General features: G+C 68.8%; 16 protein-coding genes and 2 pseudogenes. 9 read left to right on the top strand and 9 right to left on the bottom strand.

Annotation, left to right across the window (positions count from 1 at the left end; genetic code table 11):
• Positions 1–126 precede the first annotated feature (126 nt).
• Positions 127–1,326, bottom strand: coding sequence for a phosphoserine phosphatase SerB (gene serB / locus ACFYMC_RS04520; RefSeq protein ID WP_388518691.1), 1,200 nt, complete (start codon positions 1,324–1,326; stop codon positions 127–129).
• Positions 1,327–1,399: 73 nt separating this feature from the next.
• A complete protein-coding gene (locus ACFYMC_RS04515) occupies positions 1,400–2,935 on the bottom strand; it encodes a streptophobe family protein (RefSeq protein WP_388518688.1) in 1,536 nt (511 codons plus the stop codon).
• Between the two features lie 283 nt (positions 2,936–3,218).
• On the opposite strand from ACFYMC_RS04515, the gene ACFYMC_RS04510 reads away from it, so the two are divergent.
• A complete protein-coding gene (locus tag ACFYMC_RS04510) occupies positions 3,219–5,705 on the top strand; it encodes an FHA domain-containing protein (protein WP_388518686.1) in 2,487 nt (828 codons plus the stop codon).
• Between the two features lie 207 nt (positions 5,706–5,912).
• Here ACFYMC_RS04510 and ACFYMC_RS04505 read toward each other — a convergent pair whose 3' ends face one another.
• The 3 genes and pseudogenes from ACFYMC_RS04505 to ACFYMC_RS04495 all read right to left on the bottom strand — a co-directional run bounded on the left by ACFYMC_RS04505 (position 5,913) and on the right by ACFYMC_RS04495 (position 9,004).
• Entirely contained in the window at positions 5,913–6,659 is a 747-nt protein-coding gene (locus ACFYMC_RS04505; RefSeq protein ID WP_388518683.1) for a transglycosylase SLT domain-containing protein, read from the bottom strand.
• A gap of 501 nt (positions 6,660–7,160) precedes the next feature.
• Positions 7,161–8,233 (bottom strand): annotated as a pseudogene (locus ACFYMC_RS04500) (S-adenosylmethionine:tRNA ribosyltransferase-isomerase).
• Positions 8,230–9,004 (bottom strand): annotated as a pseudogene (locus tag ACFYMC_RS04495) (SDR family NAD(P)-dependent oxidoreductase). Before ACFYMC_RS04495 ends, ACFYMC_RS04500 begins: the two co-directional pseudogenes overlap by 4 nt.
• A 257-nt stretch (positions 9,005–9,261) precedes the next feature.
• Between ACFYMC_RS04495 and ACFYMC_RS04490 the strand changes: the two are divergent.
• The 3 genes from ACFYMC_RS04490 to ACFYMC_RS04480 all read left to right on the top strand — a co-directional run bounded on the left by ACFYMC_RS04490 (position 9,262) and on the right by ACFYMC_RS04480 (position 11,531).
• Positions 9,262–10,446: a GAF domain-containing sensor histidine kinase gene (locus ACFYMC_RS04490; protein WP_388518681.1), complete on the top strand. Its 1,185-nt coding sequence runs from the start codon at positions 9,262–9,264 to the stop codon at positions 10,444–10,446.
• Complete coding sequence (locus tag ACFYMC_RS04485; RefSeq protein ID WP_388518678.1) at positions 10,439–11,083, top strand: response regulator; 645 nt, start codon at positions 10,439–10,441, stop codon at positions 11,081–11,083. Before ACFYMC_RS04490 ends, ACFYMC_RS04485 begins: the two co-directional genes overlap by 8 nt.
• A gap of 208 nt (positions 11,084–11,291) precedes the next feature.
• Positions 11,292–11,531, top strand: coding sequence for a chaplin (locus ACFYMC_RS04480; protein WP_388518675.1), 240 nt, complete (start codon positions 11,292–11,294; stop codon positions 11,529–11,531).
• Between the two features lie 283 nt (positions 11,532–11,814).
• Here ACFYMC_RS04480 and ACFYMC_RS04475 read toward each other — a convergent pair whose 3' ends face one another.
• A complete protein-coding gene (locus tag ACFYMC_RS04475; protein ID WP_388518672.1) occupies positions 11,815–12,603 on the bottom strand; it encodes a hypothetical protein in 789 nt (262 codons plus the stop codon).
• A gap of 169 nt (positions 12,604–12,772) precedes the next feature.
• Between ACFYMC_RS04475 and ACFYMC_RS04470 the strand changes: the two genes are divergently transcribed.
• The 4 genes from ACFYMC_RS04470 to ACFYMC_RS04455 all read left to right on the top strand — a co-directional run bounded on the left by ACFYMC_RS04470 (position 12,773) and on the right by ACFYMC_RS04455 (position 15,958).
• Entirely contained in the window at positions 12,773–13,573 is an 801-nt protein-coding gene (locus ACFYMC_RS04470; RefSeq protein ID WP_388518669.1) for an ABC transporter ATP-binding protein, read from the top strand.
• A 52-nt stretch (positions 13,574–13,625) separates the two neighbouring features.
• A complete protein-coding gene (locus ACFYMC_RS04465; protein WP_388518667.1) occupies positions 13,626–14,054 on the top strand; it encodes an NfeD family protein in 429 nt (142 codons plus the stop codon).
• Positions 14,055–14,166: 112 nt separating this feature from the next.
• Positions 14,167–15,105: an SPFH domain-containing protein gene (locus tag ACFYMC_RS04460; protein WP_388518664.1), complete on the top strand. Its 939-nt coding sequence runs from the start codon at positions 14,167–14,169 to the stop codon at positions 15,103–15,105.
• 79 nt (positions 15,106–15,184) lie between these two features.
• Positions 15,185–15,958, top strand: coding sequence for a sulfite exporter TauE/SafE family protein (locus tag ACFYMC_RS04455; protein ID WP_388518661.1), 774 nt, complete (start codon positions 15,185–15,187; stop codon positions 15,956–15,958).
• A 65-nt stretch (positions 15,959–16,023) separates the two neighbouring features.
• On the opposite strand, the gene ACFYMC_RS04450 is transcribed toward ACFYMC_RS04455, so the two are convergent.
• The 3 genes from ACFYMC_RS04450 to ACFYMC_RS04440 form a co-directional block, all read right to left on the bottom strand.
• Positions 16,024–16,530, bottom strand: coding sequence for an HNH endonuclease (locus ACFYMC_RS04450; RefSeq protein ID WP_388518658.1), 507 nt, complete (start codon positions 16,528–16,530; stop codon positions 16,024–16,026).
• A 192-nt stretch (positions 16,531–16,722) separates the two neighbouring features.
• Positions 16,723–17,259, bottom strand: a complete 537-nt coding sequence (locus ACFYMC_RS04445; RefSeq protein WP_388518655.1) for a YbhB/YbcL family Raf kinase inhibitor-like protein — start codon at positions 17,257–17,259, stop codon at positions 16,723–16,725.
• A 91-nt stretch (positions 17,260–17,350) separates the two neighbouring features.
• On the bottom strand, positions 17,351–18,133 hold the full coding sequence (locus ACFYMC_RS04440; RefSeq protein ID WP_388518652.1) for a sporulation protein: 783 nt from the start codon (positions 18,131–18,133) through the stop codon (positions 17,351–17,353).
• Positions 18,134–18,287: 154 nt separating this feature from the next.
• On the opposite strand from ACFYMC_RS04440, the gene ACFYMC_RS04435 reads away from it, so the two are divergent.
• Positions 18,288–18,929 carry a DNA-3-methyladenine glycosylase gene (locus tag ACFYMC_RS04435; RefSeq protein WP_388518649.1) on the top strand — a complete coding sequence of 214 codons (642 nt, stop codon included), beginning with the start codon at positions 18,288–18,290 and terminating at the stop codon, positions 18,927–18,929.
• Positions 18,930–19,420: the final 491 nt, after the last annotated feature.

The raw sequence follows: 19,420 nt of genomic DNA, 5'->3' as shown, positions 1-19,420 counted from the left end.
CCGACTCGGAGGTGCCGTCACCGACGGTCGCCCCGACCGGCCGGTGGGCCCCGCCATCGAGGGGGACCCACCCAGTGCCGTTGGGGCGCGCCCCGCGCCCGGGGGAACGCCGACGAGGCGGCGGCCTCAGTCCAGACCGGCCGCCTCCACCTCTTCTCGGGTCACCCCGAGGAGGTAGAGGACCGTATCGAGGAACGGTACGTTGACCGCAGTGTGCGCGGCTTCGCGGACCATGGGCTTGGCGTTGAACGCCACGCCGAGCCCCGCGGTGTTGAGCATGTCCAGGTCGTTCGCGCCGTCGCCGATCGCCACGGTCTGTGCGAGGGGAACGCCGGCCTCGGCGGCGAAGCGGCGCAGCAGCCGGGCCTTTCCGGCCCGGTCCACGATCTCTCCTGTCACCCGGCCGGTCAGCCTGCCATCGACGATCTCCAGCGTGTTGGCGGCGGCGAAATCGAGGCCCAGCCGCTCCTTGAGGTCGTCCGTGACCTGGGTGAACCCACCAGAGACCACTCCGACCTGGTAGCCGAGCTGCTTGAGCGTGCGGATCAGCGTCCGGGCTCCGGGGGTCAGTCGCACCTCGGCCCGCACCTTGTCGACCACGGAGGCGTCGAGGCCGGCCAGCAGGGCCACCCGGGCGTGCAACGACTGCTCGAAGTCCAGTTCGCCGCGCATCGCCTGGGCGGTCACCTTGGCCACCTTCTCATCACAGCCGGCGTGCGCGGCGAAGAGCTCGATGACCTCGTCCTGGATGAGCGTGGAGTCCACGTCCATCACGATCAGGCGCTGGGCCCTGCGGTGCAGGCCTGCCGAGACGACGGCCACGTCGACGCCGATCTGGGCCGCCTCGGTGGCGAGGGCGGTGCGTAGCGGCGCGGTGTCGGTGCCCGAGACGGCGAACTCCACCGCCGTCACCGGGTACTTCGCCAGGCGGAAGATACGGTCGATGTTGCCGCCGGTGGAAGTGATCTTGGCGGCTATGGCCGCGGTCGATTCGGCGGTCAGGGGATGACCCAGCACGGTGACGTGTGAACGTCCACTGCCACGTGGCTGGTTGTCGCCCGTACCGGAGAGGATCTCTGCGGAGAGCCGCAACGACTCGGCCCAACTGTGCACGGTAGCCCGTAGTTCGCCCTCCAGGCCCGCGGACGGCTGGGTGACGAGGGCGCACAACACGATGCGGCCCCGCGTGACGACCTGCTCGATGTCGACCACGTCGACGGAGAAGGCGGCGAGTGTGTCGAACAGCCCGGCCGTGATGCCGGGACGGTCCTTGCCGAAGATCTTGACGAGGAGGGTGGGGACCTCTGAGGTTTGCGAAGCGCTCATGGTGCCCTCACCGTATCGTCCCGTCCACCCACCGGGTGATCCCGTCCCGCCTGGCGGACGCCGATGGCGCCCCTCACCACCGGGGCGGCACTCCCGGCCCTGGAGGTGCGGAGGGGGGAACGGTCGGAGGACCGTCACCGCCCCGCCGGTCCTTCGACCCGGGTGGCTGGTCCCGGTACGGATTGGGCTCGCCGCAGGCCTGTCCGTACCCGGAGGGCTGGGCGTAGGGGCCGGGCGGCTCGGCGCCCCTCGCCTCCGGGCCCGCCGGCACCGGCGCCGGACCGGCACCGCCACGAACGGGAAGCAGCCCGCCCACCACCCCCGCCGCCGCACCCCAGGCCCCACCCAGCAGCACCGCTGCCCCCAGGTCGCCGCTGAGCTCCAGCCCAGCGCCGACCGTGTCCAGCCCCAACACCGACAGGGCGGCGTCGGCGCGGACCCCGGTCAGCCACACCATCAGCGCGACGAGCACGGCGTTGGTGACTCCCAACGCCAACGCACACCGTGCCACCCGGCGGGCAACGCCCCCGCCGGGCATGCGCACACCGGTGAGCAGACCGGCCGTCACCATCAGCAGTGCCACCGCGACCGGGAGCAGCCACACCCTGGCGTCGAGCTCCGCCAGCCGTCCGATCGTCACGGGCTCCCCGGTCGAAACCGACAACAACCCGCCGATCGGATCGGGTAGCACCCCCAGTAACTCACCGCTCGCCCGAACGTCCCAGGGCACCAGGAGCCCCAGGGCCAGTCCCAGCCACGCCCCGTTCGGCGCGCCCAGGAGGGCGGCGCCCAGGACGCGCCCCGGGTGCTCGTCGCCGGCTGCCGCGTAGAGCGCGGCGGCCAGCCCTGCGAGGACCGCTACCAAAGCAACCGTGACCAGCGCCGAGACCGCGGGTCGCGCCCAGCGGTCGAGGGCGCTCCAGCGGGGAGGCAGCGAGGTGCGTCGCGAAGCCAGTACGGCAATGGTCAGCACGGTGAACACCCACAGCGTCGCACCGACCAGTGAGGCGCCGAGGTCCACCGCGAAACCCACGGACGCCTTCGCCTCGACCAGGTCCGCCACCTGTCCGGGCAGGGCACCTGCGAAATCCCCGATGCCGCCGAGGTCCTCCAAGCCGGGCACCCCGAGCTCGCCCGGGCCACCGCCCGCTGCCAACTCGGCCCCGTCGAAGGTCACCACGTCGCGCCCCGCCCAGGCCAGGCCGCAGAGCGTCAACAGCAAGACGCCGGACAGCACCCCGGCGCGCAGCAGGAGCCCCCCAACCGTGCGGCCGGCCCCGCACAGCCGCAGCGACCGTACGAAGAACCAGCCCAACACCAGGGCACCCACCAGACCCACGCCCAGCGGAGTGAGATCGAGACCGGTACGGGCAGTCCCCGCGTCCAGCCCGAAGGCCGACACCTCGCCGGAAGGGCTCACCGAGCCTCCGACGGCCAGCACCACGGTCGCCGCGGTCATCGGGCCGAGCGCGCCGACAGCGTCCGCCCCCAGCAGGTGGAGCCCCAACGCCGCCACCGCGGCCATCGAGAGCAGTGCCCACCCGACCGCGGCCACGCAGGGGACGACCACCCCGCGCCCCACGCCGTCGCCCGAACCGCTGGGACTCATGGGACCCCCGAAATCGTGCCCGACCCTTCAGGAACACTCCTCAGGGCGTGACCCATGCCCCGTCAACGCGGCCATGGCTGCTTTTCACTGTCCCGCTGCTCCTGTCCGGCGTCAACCAGCGCTCACATGGACGCCGTTCACCCCAGGTCGCACGCCCGCGCACGCAACTCGCGGCCTGCGCCCCCCGCTCACTTCCAGCGAGTGGCATCCGGCCGGAAACGGTTCCCCCAGAACTCCACCATCCCTACACTCCGTTGCTGTCAGGCACCTCGCGGGAGGACAAGTGGGGCATGGAGTGCCGGAACTCGTACTGGAACTGAACGGAAGGGCCCGGGCCCTCGATCCGTCCAGGTCCTACACGCTCGGTAGGGATCCACACAGTGACGTCGTCATGGAGGACGTGCGGGTCTCCTGGCACCACGCGACCGTCAGATGGGCCGGCCGGGGCTGGGTCATCGAGGACCAGGACAGCACCAACGGCACCTACGTCCACGGCCAGCGGGTCCGACGCGCCGAGTTGGCCGCAGGCACCCGGGTCCATCTGGGCAACGCCTGCGACGGTCCGCGGCTCGACTTCACCGGAGCGCCGGTCGTCGTGGGGGGACCGGCCGGACACCCCAACCACCCGCCGCCGTCACCCGGTCAGCCCCCGTCGACGCTTCCGGCGGGCCATCGGGACCAGCCCTACGTGCCGTACCAGGGCAGTGGCGGCCAGGGCGCGGCCGGCGGGTACGGGCCGTACGGCGGTGCCTTGGCGCACGGCGACCGTAGCCCCACCACCTTCCACCGGATATCCCTCGGCCGGGTCATGACCATCGGGCGGGCCCTTGACAACGACCTCGTGGTACCTGACCTCCAGGTCTCCCGCCGACACGCCGAGTTCCGATCCACCGCGGGCCGTTTCGAGATCCACGACCTCGGCAGCCACAACGGCACCTACGTCAACGGGCAACCGCTGCCGCGCTCCGGCACCGCGCTGCTGGGGCCGGCGGACATCGTCGGGGTCGGTCACTCGACCTTCCGCATCGTCGGTGACCGGTTGGAAGAGTTCGTCGACACCGGTGAAGTGTCCTTCTCCGCTCGTCACCTCACCGTCACCGTCGATGGCGGCAAGAACATCCTCCGCGACGTTTCCTTCGGAGTGCCCGAGAAGTCCCTGATCGCGGTCATCGGCCCCTCCGGGTCGGGCAAGTCCACCCTCCTCAAAGCACTGACCGGATACCGCCCGGCGAACGAGGGCGAGGTCCTCTACGACAACCGCAACCTCTACACACAGTTCGCCGAACTACGCCAGCGCATCGGGCTGGTCCCCCAGGACGACATCCTGCACAAGGAACTGACGGTCCGCACCGCACTGCGATACGCGGCCAAGCTGCGCTTTCCCGGTGACACGGCGGAGTCCGAGCGGACCGCGCGGATCGATGAGGTACTGGTCGAGCTGAAGCTCGACATCCACAAGGACAAGAAGATCACCTCGCTCTCCGGCGGCCAGCGCAAGCGGGTGTCGGTTGCCCTGGAACTGCTCACCAAGCCTTCCCTGATCTTCCTGGACGAGCCGACATCCGGCCTTGACCCGGGCATGGACCGGGACGTCATGAAGCTGTTGCGCGCCCTGGCTGACGACGGTCGTACCGTTCTCGTCGTCACTCATTCCGTTGCCGAACTAGCCACCTGCGACAAGTTGTTGGTCATGGCACCCGGCGGCTCGGTGGCGTACTTCGGACCACCCGACGAGGCGTTGAACTTCTTCGGCTACCAGAGCTGGGCGGACGTGTTCTCGGCCTTCGAGAACTACCGTGACTACGACTGGTCCGGCCGTTGGAAAGGATCGCAGCACTACCAGCTCTACGCCGCTGATCTCGATGCCGTCGCCCCGCAGTCCTACTCCACGCCCCGAGCCCAACAGGTGCGACCCCCCAAACCGCAGGGGTGGTTGGCGCAACTGCACACGCTGATCCGACGCTACCTGTCGGTGATCGCGTCCGACCGCGGCTTCATGGCGTTGATGCTGGTGTTGCCGGCGGTCCTGGGCGTGGTCTCCAGCGTCATCCCGGCTGCCTCCGGACTGGCGCCGCCCAAACCACCTGACCGCTTCAATGTGGACGCCGGGACGATCATGCTCATTCTCGCCGTCGGCATGTGCTTCTCCGGCGCGGCCAATTCGGTCCGTGAGCTGATCAAGGAACGGGTCATCTACGAGCGTGAGCGTGCCACCGGACTCTCTCGTTCGGCGTACCTGATGTCAAAGGTGATCGTGCTCGGAGCGGTCACGATTCTGCAAGGCGTGATCATCTGCGCCATCGGCTTCCTAGGTCGCGAGCTTCCCGAGGAAGGCCTCCTGCTGCCCCCCGCCGTCGAGCTGTGCGTGGCGATCACCGCGCTCGGCTTCACCTCGATGATGTTCGGGCTGGTCATCTCCGCGCTGGTGAGGACAGCGGAGAAGACGATGCCGCTGCTCGTGATGTTCGCGATCATCCAGGTCGTTTTCACCGGAGTGCTCTTCAAGATCTACGGCTCGCCAGGGCTCGAACAGTTCGCCTGGCTCATGCCGTCCCGATGGGCGGTTGCCGCCGCTGCCGCCACCCTCGACCTCTCTCGCCTCATGCCGCCCTGGGACCCGGACCGTCCGACGGACGTCGACCCGCTCTGGGTGCCCGAGGTCGGACAGTGGGGGATGAACCTGGGCATCCTGCTGTTCATCGGCCTGGTGTGCGGGATCGCCGTGGTGCGGCTCCTGCGCAGGCACGAACCGGAAGTGATGCGCCGGTAGCGCCCGCCCGGAGAACCGCAAGACGACAGGCCAGAAGACCAGGCTGCCCCACGGTCGTGAGGCAGGGGCGGTCGCCCACCGCAAACGCCGCAGGGCGGCACCCGTGGTGAGGGTGCCGCCCTGCGGCGATGGGGGCTTGCGGTCGGCGGGGCCTCGGCCTGCTCTGCCAGTCAGGTCGTCGGCCCGAGCCTGTCCGCGCCGGGAGGATCAGTACGCGCCGAAGACGTTGTCGATCGAGCCGTAGCGGGCGGCGGCGTAGTTGGCCGCGGCGGTGATGTTGGCGACCGGGTGGTACAGGTCGTGCGGGGTGCCCGGGACGTGGTACCTGTCGAAGGTGGGCTGGATCACCTGGAGCAGGCCCTTGGAGGGGATGCCGTTGCGCGCGTTGATGTCCCAGTTGTTGATCGCGAGCGGGTTGCCGCTGGACTCACGCATGATGTTGCGGTGCAGCCCGTTGTAGGTGCCCGGAATACCGTTCTTCTTCATGATCGCGAGCGACTCTCGGATCCAACCGTCAAGGTTGTTCGCGTACACCGGCTTGCGGGTGGCCGAACGGTTCGCAGCCGCCTTGGCGGCACGCTCCTTGGCTGCGGCCTTGGCTGCCGCAGCAGCCTTCGCCTTGGCCGCGGCGTCCGCCTTCGCCTTCGCGGCCTTCGCCTTGGCTGCGGCCTTCGCCTTGGCGGTGGCGGCCTTGGACGCGGCCTGGTGCTGCTGGATCAGGCTGGTCTGGAGGTTCTTCAACTGCTCCGTGCCACTGACGCCCGCATCGAAGCCCACGGGCGCGGTGGCGACGACGGTCTTGGCCGGGACGTCGCCGGCCACCGTGGTGTCCGAGGCGCCGGCCGGGACGAGGGAGAAGCCGAGAGCGGCAGCCGCGAGCGTACAGACACCCGCGATGGAGAACTTTCGGGCCTTACTCAGGCGCTTGCGCCCGGGATTACTGGATGCAGACATGGCAGAGCAACCTCTTCGAATAGCGGGAGTCGCAGGAAAACGCCGCGAGGTTCGAAACTCCGCGGCGCTGTGCGACGGCAGCCATTCTTAGCGGCGGCAAAATGCACTGGCAAAGGTGTGACGTACGATCCTGCATAGTGGATCAGGGGCCGCGTTCAGACCTCGTCCGGGCTGCTGAAACAACCGCTATGCCGTGCTCACGGCGTCCTTATGTCCCCTTCCGTTTCTCCACTAGGCTGGTTCGTAAGTGATGTGCGCCCTATGCTCGGGCTCACATGACCTCTCCTACCGGCTCACCATGAGTTGCTGACGCAATTCGAAGAGTGATTGCTTTTTCGCCCTCCGGGGCCCGACCCGCGATACCCGGAGGGCGTGCGGCGTCAGCGACGGCGCCGCGCCGCGTTGCCGAATCGCCTGAACACATATGAGGGCGACCCTCCGCCTTGCGATGCACCACATCTGACGCCGCACGCTGCCCCACCGGGTATCGCCGGACAGCCCTTAGTCCCCAAGGAGAAGGAGGGCATCACCGAACTCATGCCAGAGGTAGTGGTGCTCCAGAGCCTCCTCTTACCCCCGTCGCACCGCAGCGCCTCCCACCACTGCCTCCAGCATCAGCAGAGGGGAAGTGCGCGGTTCGTGCAGACCGGTCAACAGCCCGTCCACCACGCGCACCCCCCGCGCCGCGGTCACCACCAGCTCCGTCCAACCCGCAGCCGGTCCCACCACGCAGTCCTCGTTCGTCGCCGAGTCCAGGGCCCGCACCGCCGTGGTCCCGACCGCCACGATGCGCCCACCGCCCGCCCGTGCCGCGTTCACCAGCCGGGCCGTCGTGGCCGGAACCGCGTACCGCTCGGGATGGGGCGGCTCGTGCACCTCGGCTGAGGTCACGCCCGTGTGCAGGGTCACTGGGGCGAACTGGACTCCGCGCCTGACCAACTCCGTCACCATGCGCGTGGTGAAGGGCCTGGCTGCGCTTGGCATCTCGGCCGACCCCGCCCCGTCGGTTGGCGGGAGCGCGAACACGCTCTGGTACGCGGACAACGGCTGGTCGCGTTCGGTGTAGGCGTAGCGGATAGGCGACCGTGGGCGTGCAGCAGGGCCGACACGCCTTCCCGCTCGCCTAGTAGTGCCGTGGGGGGCCACGCCCACCACAGCCGGGTCGCTCCAGACACCAGTGGTTCCTCCAGGACCAGCGGTACACCGGGCCGCAACCGCAAGACCGCTCCCGCAGGCGGCCCCCCGGAGCGTGGTCGCGTCGTCCCGTGGCCGTCCGGGGTGCGCAACTCAACTGCCCAGCGGCCGTCGTCGGCCCGGGTGGAGAAGTGCACGACCAGTGGCTCCCGGTCCAGCCGCGCGTCGATCGCAGCCGGCAGCGTCGTCGAAGTGTTGACGACCAGGACGTCGCCGGCCCGCAGGTGACCGGGCAGCTCGGTGAAGGCGTGGTGCGAGACCGAGCCGCCCTGCGAGAGCAGCAGCCGCACGGCGTCCCGCCCTCGGCCGGGGCCGCGCTGCTCCGCCGGTACCTGCGCCGAGAGGTTCTCCGGCACCCGGAGAACGTCGTACAACGTCATCGCGCATCACGCGATGTCACCTGCGACATTGCAGCTGTATGTGTGGCACTTTCGGCACCCGCCGGATCGCCTCCGTTGCCCTCCGCCAGCTGCCCCAGGGTGTACCGACCGCTCGGCTGCCGCTGCGCCAGCAGTCGCCACAGTGCCGGAGCCACCTGCGCCGGCTCCGGCACCTCCGAGAGGTCTTCACCGGGTTCCGCCGCGGCCAACATCCGGGTCCGCATCGCCCCGGGATCCACCCACCACACGCGCAGCGCCGGCTCCTCCACCGTCAGGACCGCCGCCCACTGGTCGGCCGCAGCCTTCGTCGCGCCGTAGGCGCCCCAGTGCGGGTACGCCGCCACGGCCGCGTCCGAGCTGATGGTGAGCACCGCCCCCCGCCCCCGGTCCGCAGAAGTGGCAGCGACTCCTGGAGCAAGCCCAGCGGCGCCACCACGTTCACCTCGAGCGCCGCGCGAAAGGCCGCGAGCGAATGCTCTGCCAAGGGGACCAGGGGTTCCGCCCCCAGCACCCCCGCGTTGTTCACCAACAACTCAAGCCCACCCAGCCCGCGGGCCGCGGCCACCAGCTCCGCCCGGTGTCCCGCCGCGGTGACATCCCCGGCCACAGCCTCCACCCGCACTCCGCTGGCCGCCAGCTCCCGGGCCACCTCATCCAGCGGCTGCGCCCCCCCCGGGCGCCCAGCACCAGATCCCAGCCTCGCCCCGCCCACTCGTGGGCCAGTGCCCGGCCCAAGCCCCGGGATGCTCCTGTGATGATCGCTACCGCCATGTTCCCGCACCTTTGTGCTCGTCCCCGGTACAAGGCCAGTGACGCAGTTGTCACCGCGGTCGCTCGCCGTGCGCCGACGGCTTCACGCTAGGGACGGTCCAAACCGGCGGGATCGGCCGCCGGACCCAACCAGGCGCCTTCCTTGGACCTAGAGCCGCGGGCCGACGCGGCTGTCCCGGCTGCCGCCCTCTCGCGGTGCCCCGACCTAGGCCGCCGGCCCGATCCGCCCTTCGTGGGTCGCGGGTACGGTGATCCACATGACCCAGGGACCTTGCACCGGACTGTCGGCGGTGAGCGACGCACTGCTCGCGATGAGCCGGAACCTTGAGGTCCGCGACGTGCTCAAGACGATCGTCGCCTCGGCGCGCGAACTGCTGGACGCCCAGTACGCGGCCCTCGGGGTGCCAGACGATCATGGAGGCTTCGCCCAGTTCGTCGTCGACGGCGTCAGCGAAGAGCAGTGGCGGGCCATCGGCCCGCTGCCCCGCCAGCACGGCATCCTTGCCGCCATGCTCCACCAGGCCACCCCGGAGCGCCTGGCCGATGTCCGCAAGGACCCCCGGTTCGGGGGCTGGCCAGCGGCTCACCCGGAGATGTCCGACTTTCTCGGCGTTCCAGTCCGCAACGGCGAGGAGACCATCGCCACCCTCTTCCTCGCCAACAAGCGCTGCCCAGGAGCATCGCGCACCGACTCGGATGTCACTGGTGCCCCGGGCGCACAGCGCGACTGCGCTTTCACCGAACAGGACGAGGCCCTGCTTGGCATCCTTGCTCAACACGCGGCGATCGCTCTGACCAACGCCCGCCTCTACGAGCGCAGCCGGGAACTGACGATCTCCGAGGAGCGCGGCAGGCTCGCCCATGAGCTCCACGACGCCGTCAGTCAGAAGCTCTTCTCCCTGCGCCTGACCGCACAGGCCGCCGCGGCCCTCGTCGACCGCGATCCCGTCCGCGCCAAGGAGGAGCTCCAGCAGGTCGCGGTACTCGCCGCCGAGGCTGCCGAAGAACTACGCGCGGCCGTGGTCGAGCTGCGGCCTGCGGCCCTGGACGAAGATGGCCTGATCGCCACCTTGCGCAACCATGCGCAGGTACTCGATCGCGCGCACACCGCACAGGTGACGTTCCACGGTGGTGGCGTACGCGCTCTGCCGGCATCGCAGGAGGAGGCGTTGCTCCGGGTCGCCCAGGAGGCGTTGCACAACGCCCTGCGGCACGCGGATGCCCGCCGCGTCACCGTCGCCCTCAGCCGCAGCGGTAACGGCGCGCTGATGCGCATCACCGACGACGGACGCGGGTTCGACACCCGTACCGTCCGCCGCGCCGGACGCCACCTCGGCCTGGTCTCCATGCGTGACCGCGCAGGTGGGGTCGGCGGCACGCTCAATGTGCACTCGCAGCCCGGTTCGGGCACGACGATCGAGATGGAGGTCCCCGGTGGCTGACAAGACCATCAAGGTGCTGCTCGTAGACGACCACCAGGTGGTCCGCCGCGGACTGCGGACGTTCCTGGAGGTCCAGGACGACATCGAGGTGGTCGGCGAGGCAGGGGACGGCGCCGAAGGCGTCGCCCAGACCGAGCGACTGCGCCCCGACGTGGTGCTGCTCGACATCAAGATGCCCGGTACCGACGGGGTCGACGCCCTGCGCAGGCTGCGCGGGCTCGACCTCCCCACCCGGGTGCTGGTGGTCACCAGCTTCACGGAACGGCGGACGGTCGTTCCCGCCCTGCGCGCCGGCGCCCGAGGATATGTGTACAAGGACATCGATCCTCAGGCCCTGGCCGCAGCGATCCGCTCGGTCCACGCCGGCCACGTGCTCCTCCAGCCGGAGGTGGCCGAGGCGTTGCTCGCCCAGGACGAACAGCCGGTTGGTTCCGGGCGGGCGGGATCGCTCACCGACCGGGAGCAGGAGGTGTTGACCCTCATCTCCGACGGCCGCTCCAACCGGGAGATCGCCCGGGCTCTGGTGCTCTCCGAGAAGACGGTCAAGACGCACGTGTCGAACATCCTGATGAAGCTCGACCTCTCCGACCGCACCCAGGCCGCACTGTGGGCGGTGCGCCACGGCGTCGGCGGCTGACTTTGTGATCGGGTGGCAGCGGGGTGCGGGCACGGCTGAGAAGGTACGGTCCGCCGCTGCCACAGCTTGATCGGACTGTCAGGCTCCGGAATGAGATTCATACCGTCGGGTGTATGTAGCCCACATGGCGCAACCTGATCGTCCTGTGCACGTTCTCCACGGCGTGCTGCGGCGGCTGGCCGCAGCGACACCCAGGAGGAAGTACACAGTGAAGAACTTCAAGAAGGCCGCCGCGCTCACCGCCATCGCAGGCGGCCTCGTCGCGGCCGGCGCCGGTGTTTCCGTCGCCGACAGCCACGCTCACGGAGAGGCCCTCAAGTCGCCCGGCGTGCTCTCGGGCAACCTCGTCGAGGCGCCGGTGCACCTTCCTGTCAACGTGGTGGGCAACTCGGTGAACGTCATCGGCGTACTCAACCCGGCCTTCGGCAACCAGGGTCTCAACCACTGATCCGAGGTACGTCGGCGCGACGGCGCCCGTGACGTCCGCGGAACCCCGGCCTCGGTCCACCCCCGTGTCGTACCGAGGCCGGGCTCTCGGCCCGCGTGCTCGGCCACCGCACCGCTGCGATCCCCTTGGGGCAGGCACGTCCCGGCTGCCCGGTGATACCCCGCACTGCAATATCACCCGTCAACGAGTAGCAGCCCGCCTCAGCCGTCACGTCCCGGCCGTGACCGAACCAGGTATCGCGCGCACGGCTCCGGTCCCAGGCCAATCGGTAGCCCCCGTACTGCTACCACCGACCCCGCTCCCGCTCTTCCACGTACGCGTTGTACGCGGCCACCTGAGCTCTACGAGCCGTGCGCTCCACCGGCCGCAGGGCCAGCGCCCGAGCCGAGATCTCCGAAGCGCTCACCGCACCACCGTGTCCGTTCCCGTACGCCAGCTCCACCATCAGAGCGATCCGCTGCGCCAACTCCAGCACCCGCGCGGCCCGCGGCGGATAGCCCGGGGCGAGGACCTCCCGTCCCACCTCCGCACGAGCCCGGTAGGCCTCGCGGGCGGCGTTCGCCAGCGGTCCTGAGGACGCGACGTCGAGCCGGGTGAGCACTTCTGTCGCCTCGCGCAGGGCCTCCGCCAACTCCCGCTCCGCCTCTGCCAGCGAGGGCACGTCCGCCGGTGGAGCCTCACGCACCGCAAGGCACTGCCAGACCACCTCGGCGTGCACGTCGCCCGCCGGCCCGGCCTCGTACACCTCGGGGACGAGCCCGTAGGCGGCCCCGGTGCCAACCACCGCTTCCTCCGCCTCCAGGGCCCGGGCGTTGAACTCCGGCGGACCGCTGAGCCCCAGCGGGTGCCCGGGCGCCGGCAACGCGACCCGGAAGCCGCTGAGCCCCAGCACCCGCAGGCGGCCCAATGCGAGCGACAGACCCACCGGCCCGGTTTCGCCGGGCAGCCCCACCACCCGGTGTACGGCGTCCCCACCGACGATCGCCAGTACGGCATCATCCGGTGACACGAGCCCGGCAAGCAGGGAGTTCCCCCAGGCGGCCAGGCGTCCAGAACGTGGTTCGACAAGCATGCTCCCCACCATACGGACCCCGGGGGTGCCCCACGGAGAGCCGGTCGAGGCCGCTGCGGACCACGCCCTGATCCCCGGACCCCCACCGCAGTGGCGTAGGTTTTCCCTGGGGGCTGCCGCCTACAGGCGCACTGTGACATACGAGACTGCAATGGGAGACAACGCGCTCATGAGCGATGTACTGGAGCTGGAGGACGTATCCGTGGTCCGCGAGGGCCGGGCTCTGGTGGACCAGGTCTCCTGGTCGGTCAAGGAGGGGGAGCGCTGGGTCATCCTCGGCCCCAACGGCGCGGGGAAGACCACTCTCCTCAACGTAGCCTCCAGTTACCTCTTCCCCACCAAGGGCACCGCGACGATCCTGGGCAGCGCCCTCGGCACCCCGGGCGTCGACGTCTTCGAGCTCCGCCCGCGGATCGGCGTCGCCGGCATCGCGATGGCGGACAAGCTGCCCAAGGGCCAGACCGTCCTGCAGACCGTCCTCACCGCCGCCTACGGCATGACGGCCTCCTGGCAGGAGGACTACGAGGAGGTCGACGAACTGCGGGCCCGGGCCTTCCTCGACCGCCTTGGTATGAGCGACTACCTCGACCGGAAGTTCGGAACCCTCTCGGAGGGGGAGCGCAAGCGCACCTTGATCGCCCGCGCTCTGATGACCGACCCCGAGCTCCTGCTCCTCGACGAGCCGGCCGCAGGTCTCGACCTCGGTGGTCGAGAGGACCTCGTGCGCCGCCTCGGTCGACTCGCCCGTGACCCGTTGGCTCCCTCGATGCTGATGGTCACTCATCACGTCGAGGAGATCGCCCCCGGCTTCACTCACGTCCTCATGATCCGGCAGGGCAAGGTGGTCACCGCCGGCCCGATTGATCTCGAACTCACCTCTCGCAACCTCTCCCTCTGCTTCGGCCTCCCGCTGGTCGTCGAGCGCAACGGCAACGACCGTTGGAGCGCTCAGGGTCTGCCGCTGCGCTGACGGCGCGTTCGTCCCCTGTCCTGGCCGCGCCTTCGGACCTACCATGGCTCCCGTGGACATTGATGCATGGGTGTGGTGGCTGATCGGTGCGGTTGGACTGGGCATTCCCCTGGTGGTGACTGCCATGCCGGAGTTCGCGATGTTCTCCGCCGGAGCGGTCGCCGCGACCGTCACCGCGGCCCTCGGAGGCGGAATCGTCCTCCAAGTCCTGGTTTTCGCCGTGGTCTCAGTGGCGTTGCTCGCCGTGGTGCGCCCGATCGCCAAGAGACACCTCGTCCAACGCCCCACACAGGCCACCGGGATTGACGCGTTGAAGGGGCGCTCCGCCGTCGTGCTGGAGCGCGTGGACAACAGCGGGGGACGGATCAAGCTCGCCGGCGAGGTCTGGTCGGCCCGGTCCCTGGACGAGGAAACGGCTTTCGAACCGGGGCAGCAGGTGGACGTCGTCGAGATCGACGGGGCCACGGCAGTCGTCATGTGACACAGCAGTCCGCCAACGTTGGCGGAAACCTGTCACAGCTCTCACCCGGGTCTGAAAGACTCCGATCACCGGTCCGACACCGGCAACAGGCAAGAAGGGTACGGGGAACAGCATGCAACCGATCATCATCGTCCTGATCATTTTGGTGGTGCTGGTCTTCATCGCCCTGGTGAAAACGATCCAGGTCATCCCACAGGCGAGCGCCGCCATCGTCGAGCGCTTCGGCCGCTACACGCGCACCCTCAACGCGGGGCTGAACATCGTCGTCCCGTTCATCGACTCCGTGCGCAACCGCATCGACCTCCGTGAGCAGGTCGTCCCCTTCCCGCCCCAACCGGTCATCACCCAGGACAACCTGGTCGTCAACATCGACACCGTCATCTACTACCAGGTGACCGATGCCCGAGCGGCGACCTACGAAGTGGCCAGCTACATCCAGGCCATCGAGCAGCTCACCGTCACGACTCTGCGCAACATCATCGGTGGCATGGACCTGGAGCGGACCCTGACCTCCCGAGAGGAGATCAACGCTGCGCTGCGTGGAGTCCTGGACGAGGCCACCGGCAAGTGGGGCATCCGGGTCAACCGAGTCGAGCTCAAGGCCATCGAACCGCCCACCTCCATCCAGGACTCGATGGAGAAGCAGATGCGCGCCGACCGTGACAAGCGCGCCGCCATCCTGCAGGCCGAAGGCGTACGGCAGTCCGAGATCCTGCGGGCCGAGGGCGAGAAGCAGTCGTCGATCCTGCGGGCCGAGGGCGATGCCAAGGCCGCCGCGCTGCGCGCCGAGGGCGAGGCCCAGGCCATCCGCACCGTCTTCGAGTCCATTCACGCCGGTGACCCGGACCAGAAGCTGCTCTCCTACCAGTACCTCCAGATGCTCCCGAAGATCGCCGAAGGCGACGCCAACAAGCTCTGGATCGTGCCCAGTGAGATCGGTGACGCCCTGAAGGGGCTCAGCGGCGCCCTCGGCGGCTTCGGCCCGCAGGGCAGCGCGCCCACGCCGCCCGCCCCGCGCACCGAGCGGCGCGAGCAGCCCCGTATCGACTGAGGTTCTTCCCTGCTTCGGGCATGATCGACGAGGCCCCCCGACCTTCATGGCGGGGAGGCGACTCGCTCATGTGAAGGAGATGGCTTTGTCCATCTGGGAATCCCTCGCGATTTTCGTCGCGGGCATCGGTGCCGGAACCATCAACACCATCGTCGGTTCCGGCACCCTCATCACCTTTCCGGTGCTCCTCGCCACCGGCTTGCCCCCGATCACCGCGAACGTCTCCAACAGCCTGGGGCTGGTGCCCGGGTCCATCAGCGGAGCAATCGGGTACCGCGCCGAACTACGCGGCCAAGGAAAGCGGTTGGTGCGCCTCGGCGTCACCTCGCTACTCGGTGGCCTGGCCGGTGCGGTGTTGCTCCTGACCCTGCCCTCAGAATCCTTCAGCACCATCGTGCCGGTGCTGATCGCGCTGGCACTGGTTCTGGTCGTCGCACAGCCCAGGCTGGCCGCCGCGCTGAGGCGCCGACAGCAGGCCGCCGGAGCCACCGAACACCCTGACGGTGGCCCCGCACTGCACGCCGGCATGCTGTTCTCCAGTGCCTATGGCGGATACTTCGGCGCCGCCCAGGGCGTCCTCTACATCGGGCTGATGGGACTGCTCCTGAACGAAGAGCTCCAACGGATCAACGCGGCCAAGAACGTCATAGCCGCCCTGGTCAACGGGGTGGCCGCCGTCTTCTTTCTCTTCGTTGCCGAATTCGACTGGATCGCGGTCGTGCTCATCGCCGTCGGCTCCACGATCGGCGGACAGGTGGGCGCCCGAGTGGGGCGCAGGCTGCCGCCCAACGTCCTGCGTGTAGTCATCGTCGCCGTCGGTCTTACGGCGATCACCCAACTGTTGCTGCGCTGACCCTCTCCGTACCAGGAGGGTCCACCCAGGGGTGGACCCTCCTGCCCTTGATGGGCGGGGCGGGATCAGGCCGAACGAGCCTCAAGCCACTCCGGAAGCGCCTCACGGTCGGCAGTGCCGAGCGCCAGCAGCATTGCGTCGGCCGGAGTCGGCTCGAACGGTCGACGCAGCAGCGGCATGCCCGCCTGCTCCGGCGTGCGGGCCGCTTTGCGGTGGTTGTCCTGAGCGCAGGAGGCCACCGTGTTCATCCACGTGTCCCCACCGCCCTGTGCCCTCGGTACGACGTGGTCCACTGTCGTCGCCCGCTGCCCGCAGTAGGCACAGCGGTGTTGGTCCCGCACCAGAACCCCTCGCCGCGACCACGGCGCCCGTTGTCGGAAAGGCACCCGTACGTATCGGCAGAGCCTGATCACCCGCGGTACCGGAAGCTCCACGGTCGCCGCGCGCACCAGCAGTTCGGGATGGGACCGCTCGACCACGGCCTTGTCCTGAAGCACGAGCACCACCGCACGGTTCAGCGTCACCGTCGACAGCGGCTCGAAGCTTGCGTTCAGCACCAACGTGTCCCGCATTTCGCCCACCCTCCGTTGCCGGCCCCACCTCCTGGCGGGCCCGGACCCCGTATCACTCTGGACTCACGAGCCATGAGGGACAACGCAATATCCAGCGGTCAAGACCGTGCTCGCGCAGAACCTCTTTTGAAAAGAGAAATGCCCGGTCCTGGTCTCATTCAGACCAGGACCGGGCAAACGGCCGGAGAACGATCAGCCTTGGGCCGGTGACTCGTACTCGCCGATCAGATGGCCCCGCGCCAAGGTGTGGAAGCGCAGGTTGAAACCGACCACGGCCGGTGACGCCTCCGAATCCGGCCCCAGCTTCTCCGCGTCCAAGGCGTAGACGGTGAAGACGTAGCGGTGTCGCTCACCCGCGGGCGGCGCCGCACCCCCGAACTCCTTCGATCCGTAGTCGCTGCGCGCGTGCACCGCACCAGCCGGCAGCCCTTCGAACTTTCCGCCCCCGGCGCCTGGCGGCAGTTCGGTCACCGAAGCCGGCAGATCGAAGAGCACCCAGTGCCAGAACCCGCTGCCGGTCGGCGCATCCGGGTCGAAACAGGTCACCGCGAAGCTCTTGGTCTCCTTCGGGAAACCCTCCCAGCGCAGATGCGGCGAGTGGTTGCCACCGGCGCGCAGCTGACCGTCACCCAGCTCGGACCCCGCCGCGAGGTCCTCACTCACGACGGTGAAAGACGGTACGGGCGGATGGAAGTCATGGGGGAGGGGCGCCCTCTTGGATTCGGTCACGACGAAGCCTCCTGCAACAGTGGACGAGTCTGCCTGACGTGGCGGAGCCTAAGGCCTGCCCCGCAGCCCGCGGCGGCGCGCGCGACAGCCCTTAGAACCAGTTGCGCTGCGAACCCACCGCGGAGATCCACTCGTTCAGGTAACCAGCCCAGTCGGTCCCATGGTAGGAGTCGAGGCCGACCGTGAACGACCTGTAGGTGTCGCTTCCTTCGCTGAACAGGCCGGGCTTCTTGTCCATCTCCAGGACGACGTCCATCTCACGGTCATCGGCGATGAAGGTGAGTTCGACCTGGTTCAGGCCACGGTACTGCTGGGGCGGCAGGAACTCGATCTCCTGGTAGAAGGGCAGCTGCTGCCGAGTCCCGCGGATGTGCCCGCGTTCCATGTCGGCGCTGCGGAACTGGAAGCCCAACCGGCCGAACGCGTCGAGGATCGCCTGCTGTGCCGGCAGCGGGTGGACGTTGATCGGGTCGAGGTCGCCCGCGTCCACCGCCCGGGCGATCTCGAGCTCGGTCGTCACGCCGATGTTCATGCCGTGCAGGTGGTGGCCGGCGAAGTGGGTGATCGGGGTCTCCCAGGGAATCTCCAGTCCGAACGGCACCACGTGGACCGCCCCGGGCTGCACCTCGAACGCTCCTCCGAGCCGGACCCTGGTGAACTCGATGTCCTGCTTCATCTCGTGGTCGCCGCTCTCGACCTCGACCCGGGCCTGCAACCCGACCGAAAGCCCCTCGATCTGCTGCGGGACGGAACCGCCCTGGATGCGTACCTCGCCCTGCACCACGCCGCCCGGGACGACGTTCACCTCCGCCAGCACCGTCTCCACCGACGCGCCACCGGCGCCCATCGCCGCGAGCAGCTTCTTGAAGCCCATGGTCCGACTCCCCTTCGTGCCTTCTTGTACGTGCCTCGAACATGCCTGATCGTCGGCTCGCGCCGACCCGCGGTACCAAACCCCGTTCGTCCACTACAAACGCAGAACCACAGGTCCCGGTTCCGCCAATTCCGGTTCCACTACGCTCCTATGGATGAGCGCGCGCCCTGACCGTACGCCCTTGCCCCGGAGCTTCTTTGACCGGCCGGTCCTCACTGTGGCCCCCGACCTCCTCGGGCGGACGCTGATCCGTCGTGCAGAAGAAGGCAGGATCGAGCTACGGATCACCGAGGTGGAGGCCTACGAAGGGGAGGCTGATCCCGGTTCGCATGCCTACCGTGGCCGTACCAAGCGCAATGCCTCCATGTTCGGCCCTCCTGGGCACGCCTACGTGTACTTCATCTACGGGATGTGGTTCAGCCTCAACCTGGTGTGCGGGCAGACAGGTACTGCCAGCGGCGTTCTGATCAGAGCCGGTGAGGTCCTGAGCGGCCAAGAGCTGGCCCGTAAACGTCGACTTTCAGCCCGCCATGACCGGGAACTGGCCAAAGGGCCGGCACGCCTGGCCACAGCACTCGACATCGACCGAAGCCTGGACGGCGCTGACCTGTGCGCAGGCCCGGGAGCCCCCCTGTCACTACTGGTGGGGGTGAGCCCACCCTCCGACCTGCTGCGCTGTGGCCCTCGCACGGGAGTGGGGGGCGACGGGGCCCGTCATCCTTACCGCTTCTGGCTCGACGGAGATCCCACCGTGAGTCCCTACCGAGCTCATGCGCCACGCCGTCGCTCAACTTGACTCGACTTGAACCGGGGCCTAACGTAGCCCGAGCCGCTTGAAACGGTACTGCCTCCGACACGGACCCAAACGGGCCCGATCTAGGTATCCCGAAGCGGCCAACCACTACCTACGATTCACCCCTGGCGGGGATCAATTCGACATGCCCGAATTCTGAACCGCCGGCTCGATTGGGAGCTTCAAGGGAAAACAGCTAACGTGGTGAACGCGCCGAAAGGGATATCGCGAAAGCGAGAAACTGGAAGGCGGACCCGCTTCGACCGGGAATCGGACGCGAAAGAGTCTGATAGAGTCGGAAAAGCCCGAGAGGGTAAAGGCCACTCCAACGGCCGACTGGATGAGGGATTCCGAACCGGAAACGGAACGGAAATCGGATCTGGTAGGGTTGGAAACAACGAAGGGAAGCGCCCGGAGGGCCCGGTAACGGGAACGAAGGAAGCGTCCGTTCCTTGAGAACTCAACAGCGTGCCAAAAGTCAACGCCAGATTGAC

It is taken from the genome of Streptomyces sp. NPDC006879 (assembly GCF_042869595.1).
In the GTDB taxonomy this organism is placed as follows: domain Bacteria; phylum Actinomycetota; class Actinomycetes; order Streptomycetales; family Streptomycetaceae; genus Streptomyces.
This window is presented reverse-complemented; position numbering and strand designations above follow the sequence as displayed.

Coding starts and splice junctions, on each gene's coding strand:
- serB (WP_388518691.1), bottom strand. CDS start 1,326: ATGAGCGCTTCGCAAACCTCAGAGGTCCCCACCCTCCTCGTCAAGATC.
- ACFYMC_RS04515 (WP_388518688.1), bottom strand. CDS start 2,935: ATGAGTCCCAGCGGTTCGGGCGACGGCGTGGGGCGCGGGGTGGTCGTC.
- ACFYMC_RS04505 (WP_388518683.1), bottom strand. CDS start 6,659: ATGTCTGCATCCAGTAATCCCGGGCGCAAGCGCCTGAGTAAGGCCCGA.
- ACFYMC_RS04490 (WP_388518681.1), top strand. CDS start 9,262: ATGACCCAGGGACCTTGCACCGGACTGTCGGCGGTGAGCGACGCACTG.
- ACFYMC_RS04475 (WP_388518672.1), bottom strand. CDS start 12,603: ATGCTTGTCGAACCACGTTCTGGACGCCTGGCCGCCTGGGGGAACTCC.
- ACFYMC_RS04470 (WP_388518669.1), top strand. CDS start 12,773: ATGAGCGATGTACTGGAGCTGGAGGACGTATCCGTGGTCCGCGAGGGC.
- ACFYMC_RS04460 (WP_388518664.1), top strand. CDS start 14,167: ATGCAACCGATCATCATCGTCCTGATCATTTTGGTGGTGCTGGTCTTC.
- ACFYMC_RS04455 (WP_388518661.1), top strand. CDS start 15,185: ATGGCTTTGTCCATCTGGGAATCCCTCGCGATTTTCGTCGCGGGCATC.
- ACFYMC_RS04450 (WP_388518658.1), bottom strand. CDS start 16,530: ATGCGGGACACGTTGGTGCTGAACGCAAGCTTCGAGCCGCTGTCGACG.
- ACFYMC_RS04440 (WP_388518652.1), bottom strand. CDS start 18,133: ATGGGCTTCAAGAAGCTGCTCGCGGCGATGGGCGCCGGTGGCGCGTCG.
- ACFYMC_RS04435 (WP_388518649.1), top strand. CDS start 18,288: ATGAGCGCGCGCCCTGACCGTACGCCCTTGCCCCGGAGCTTCTTTGAC.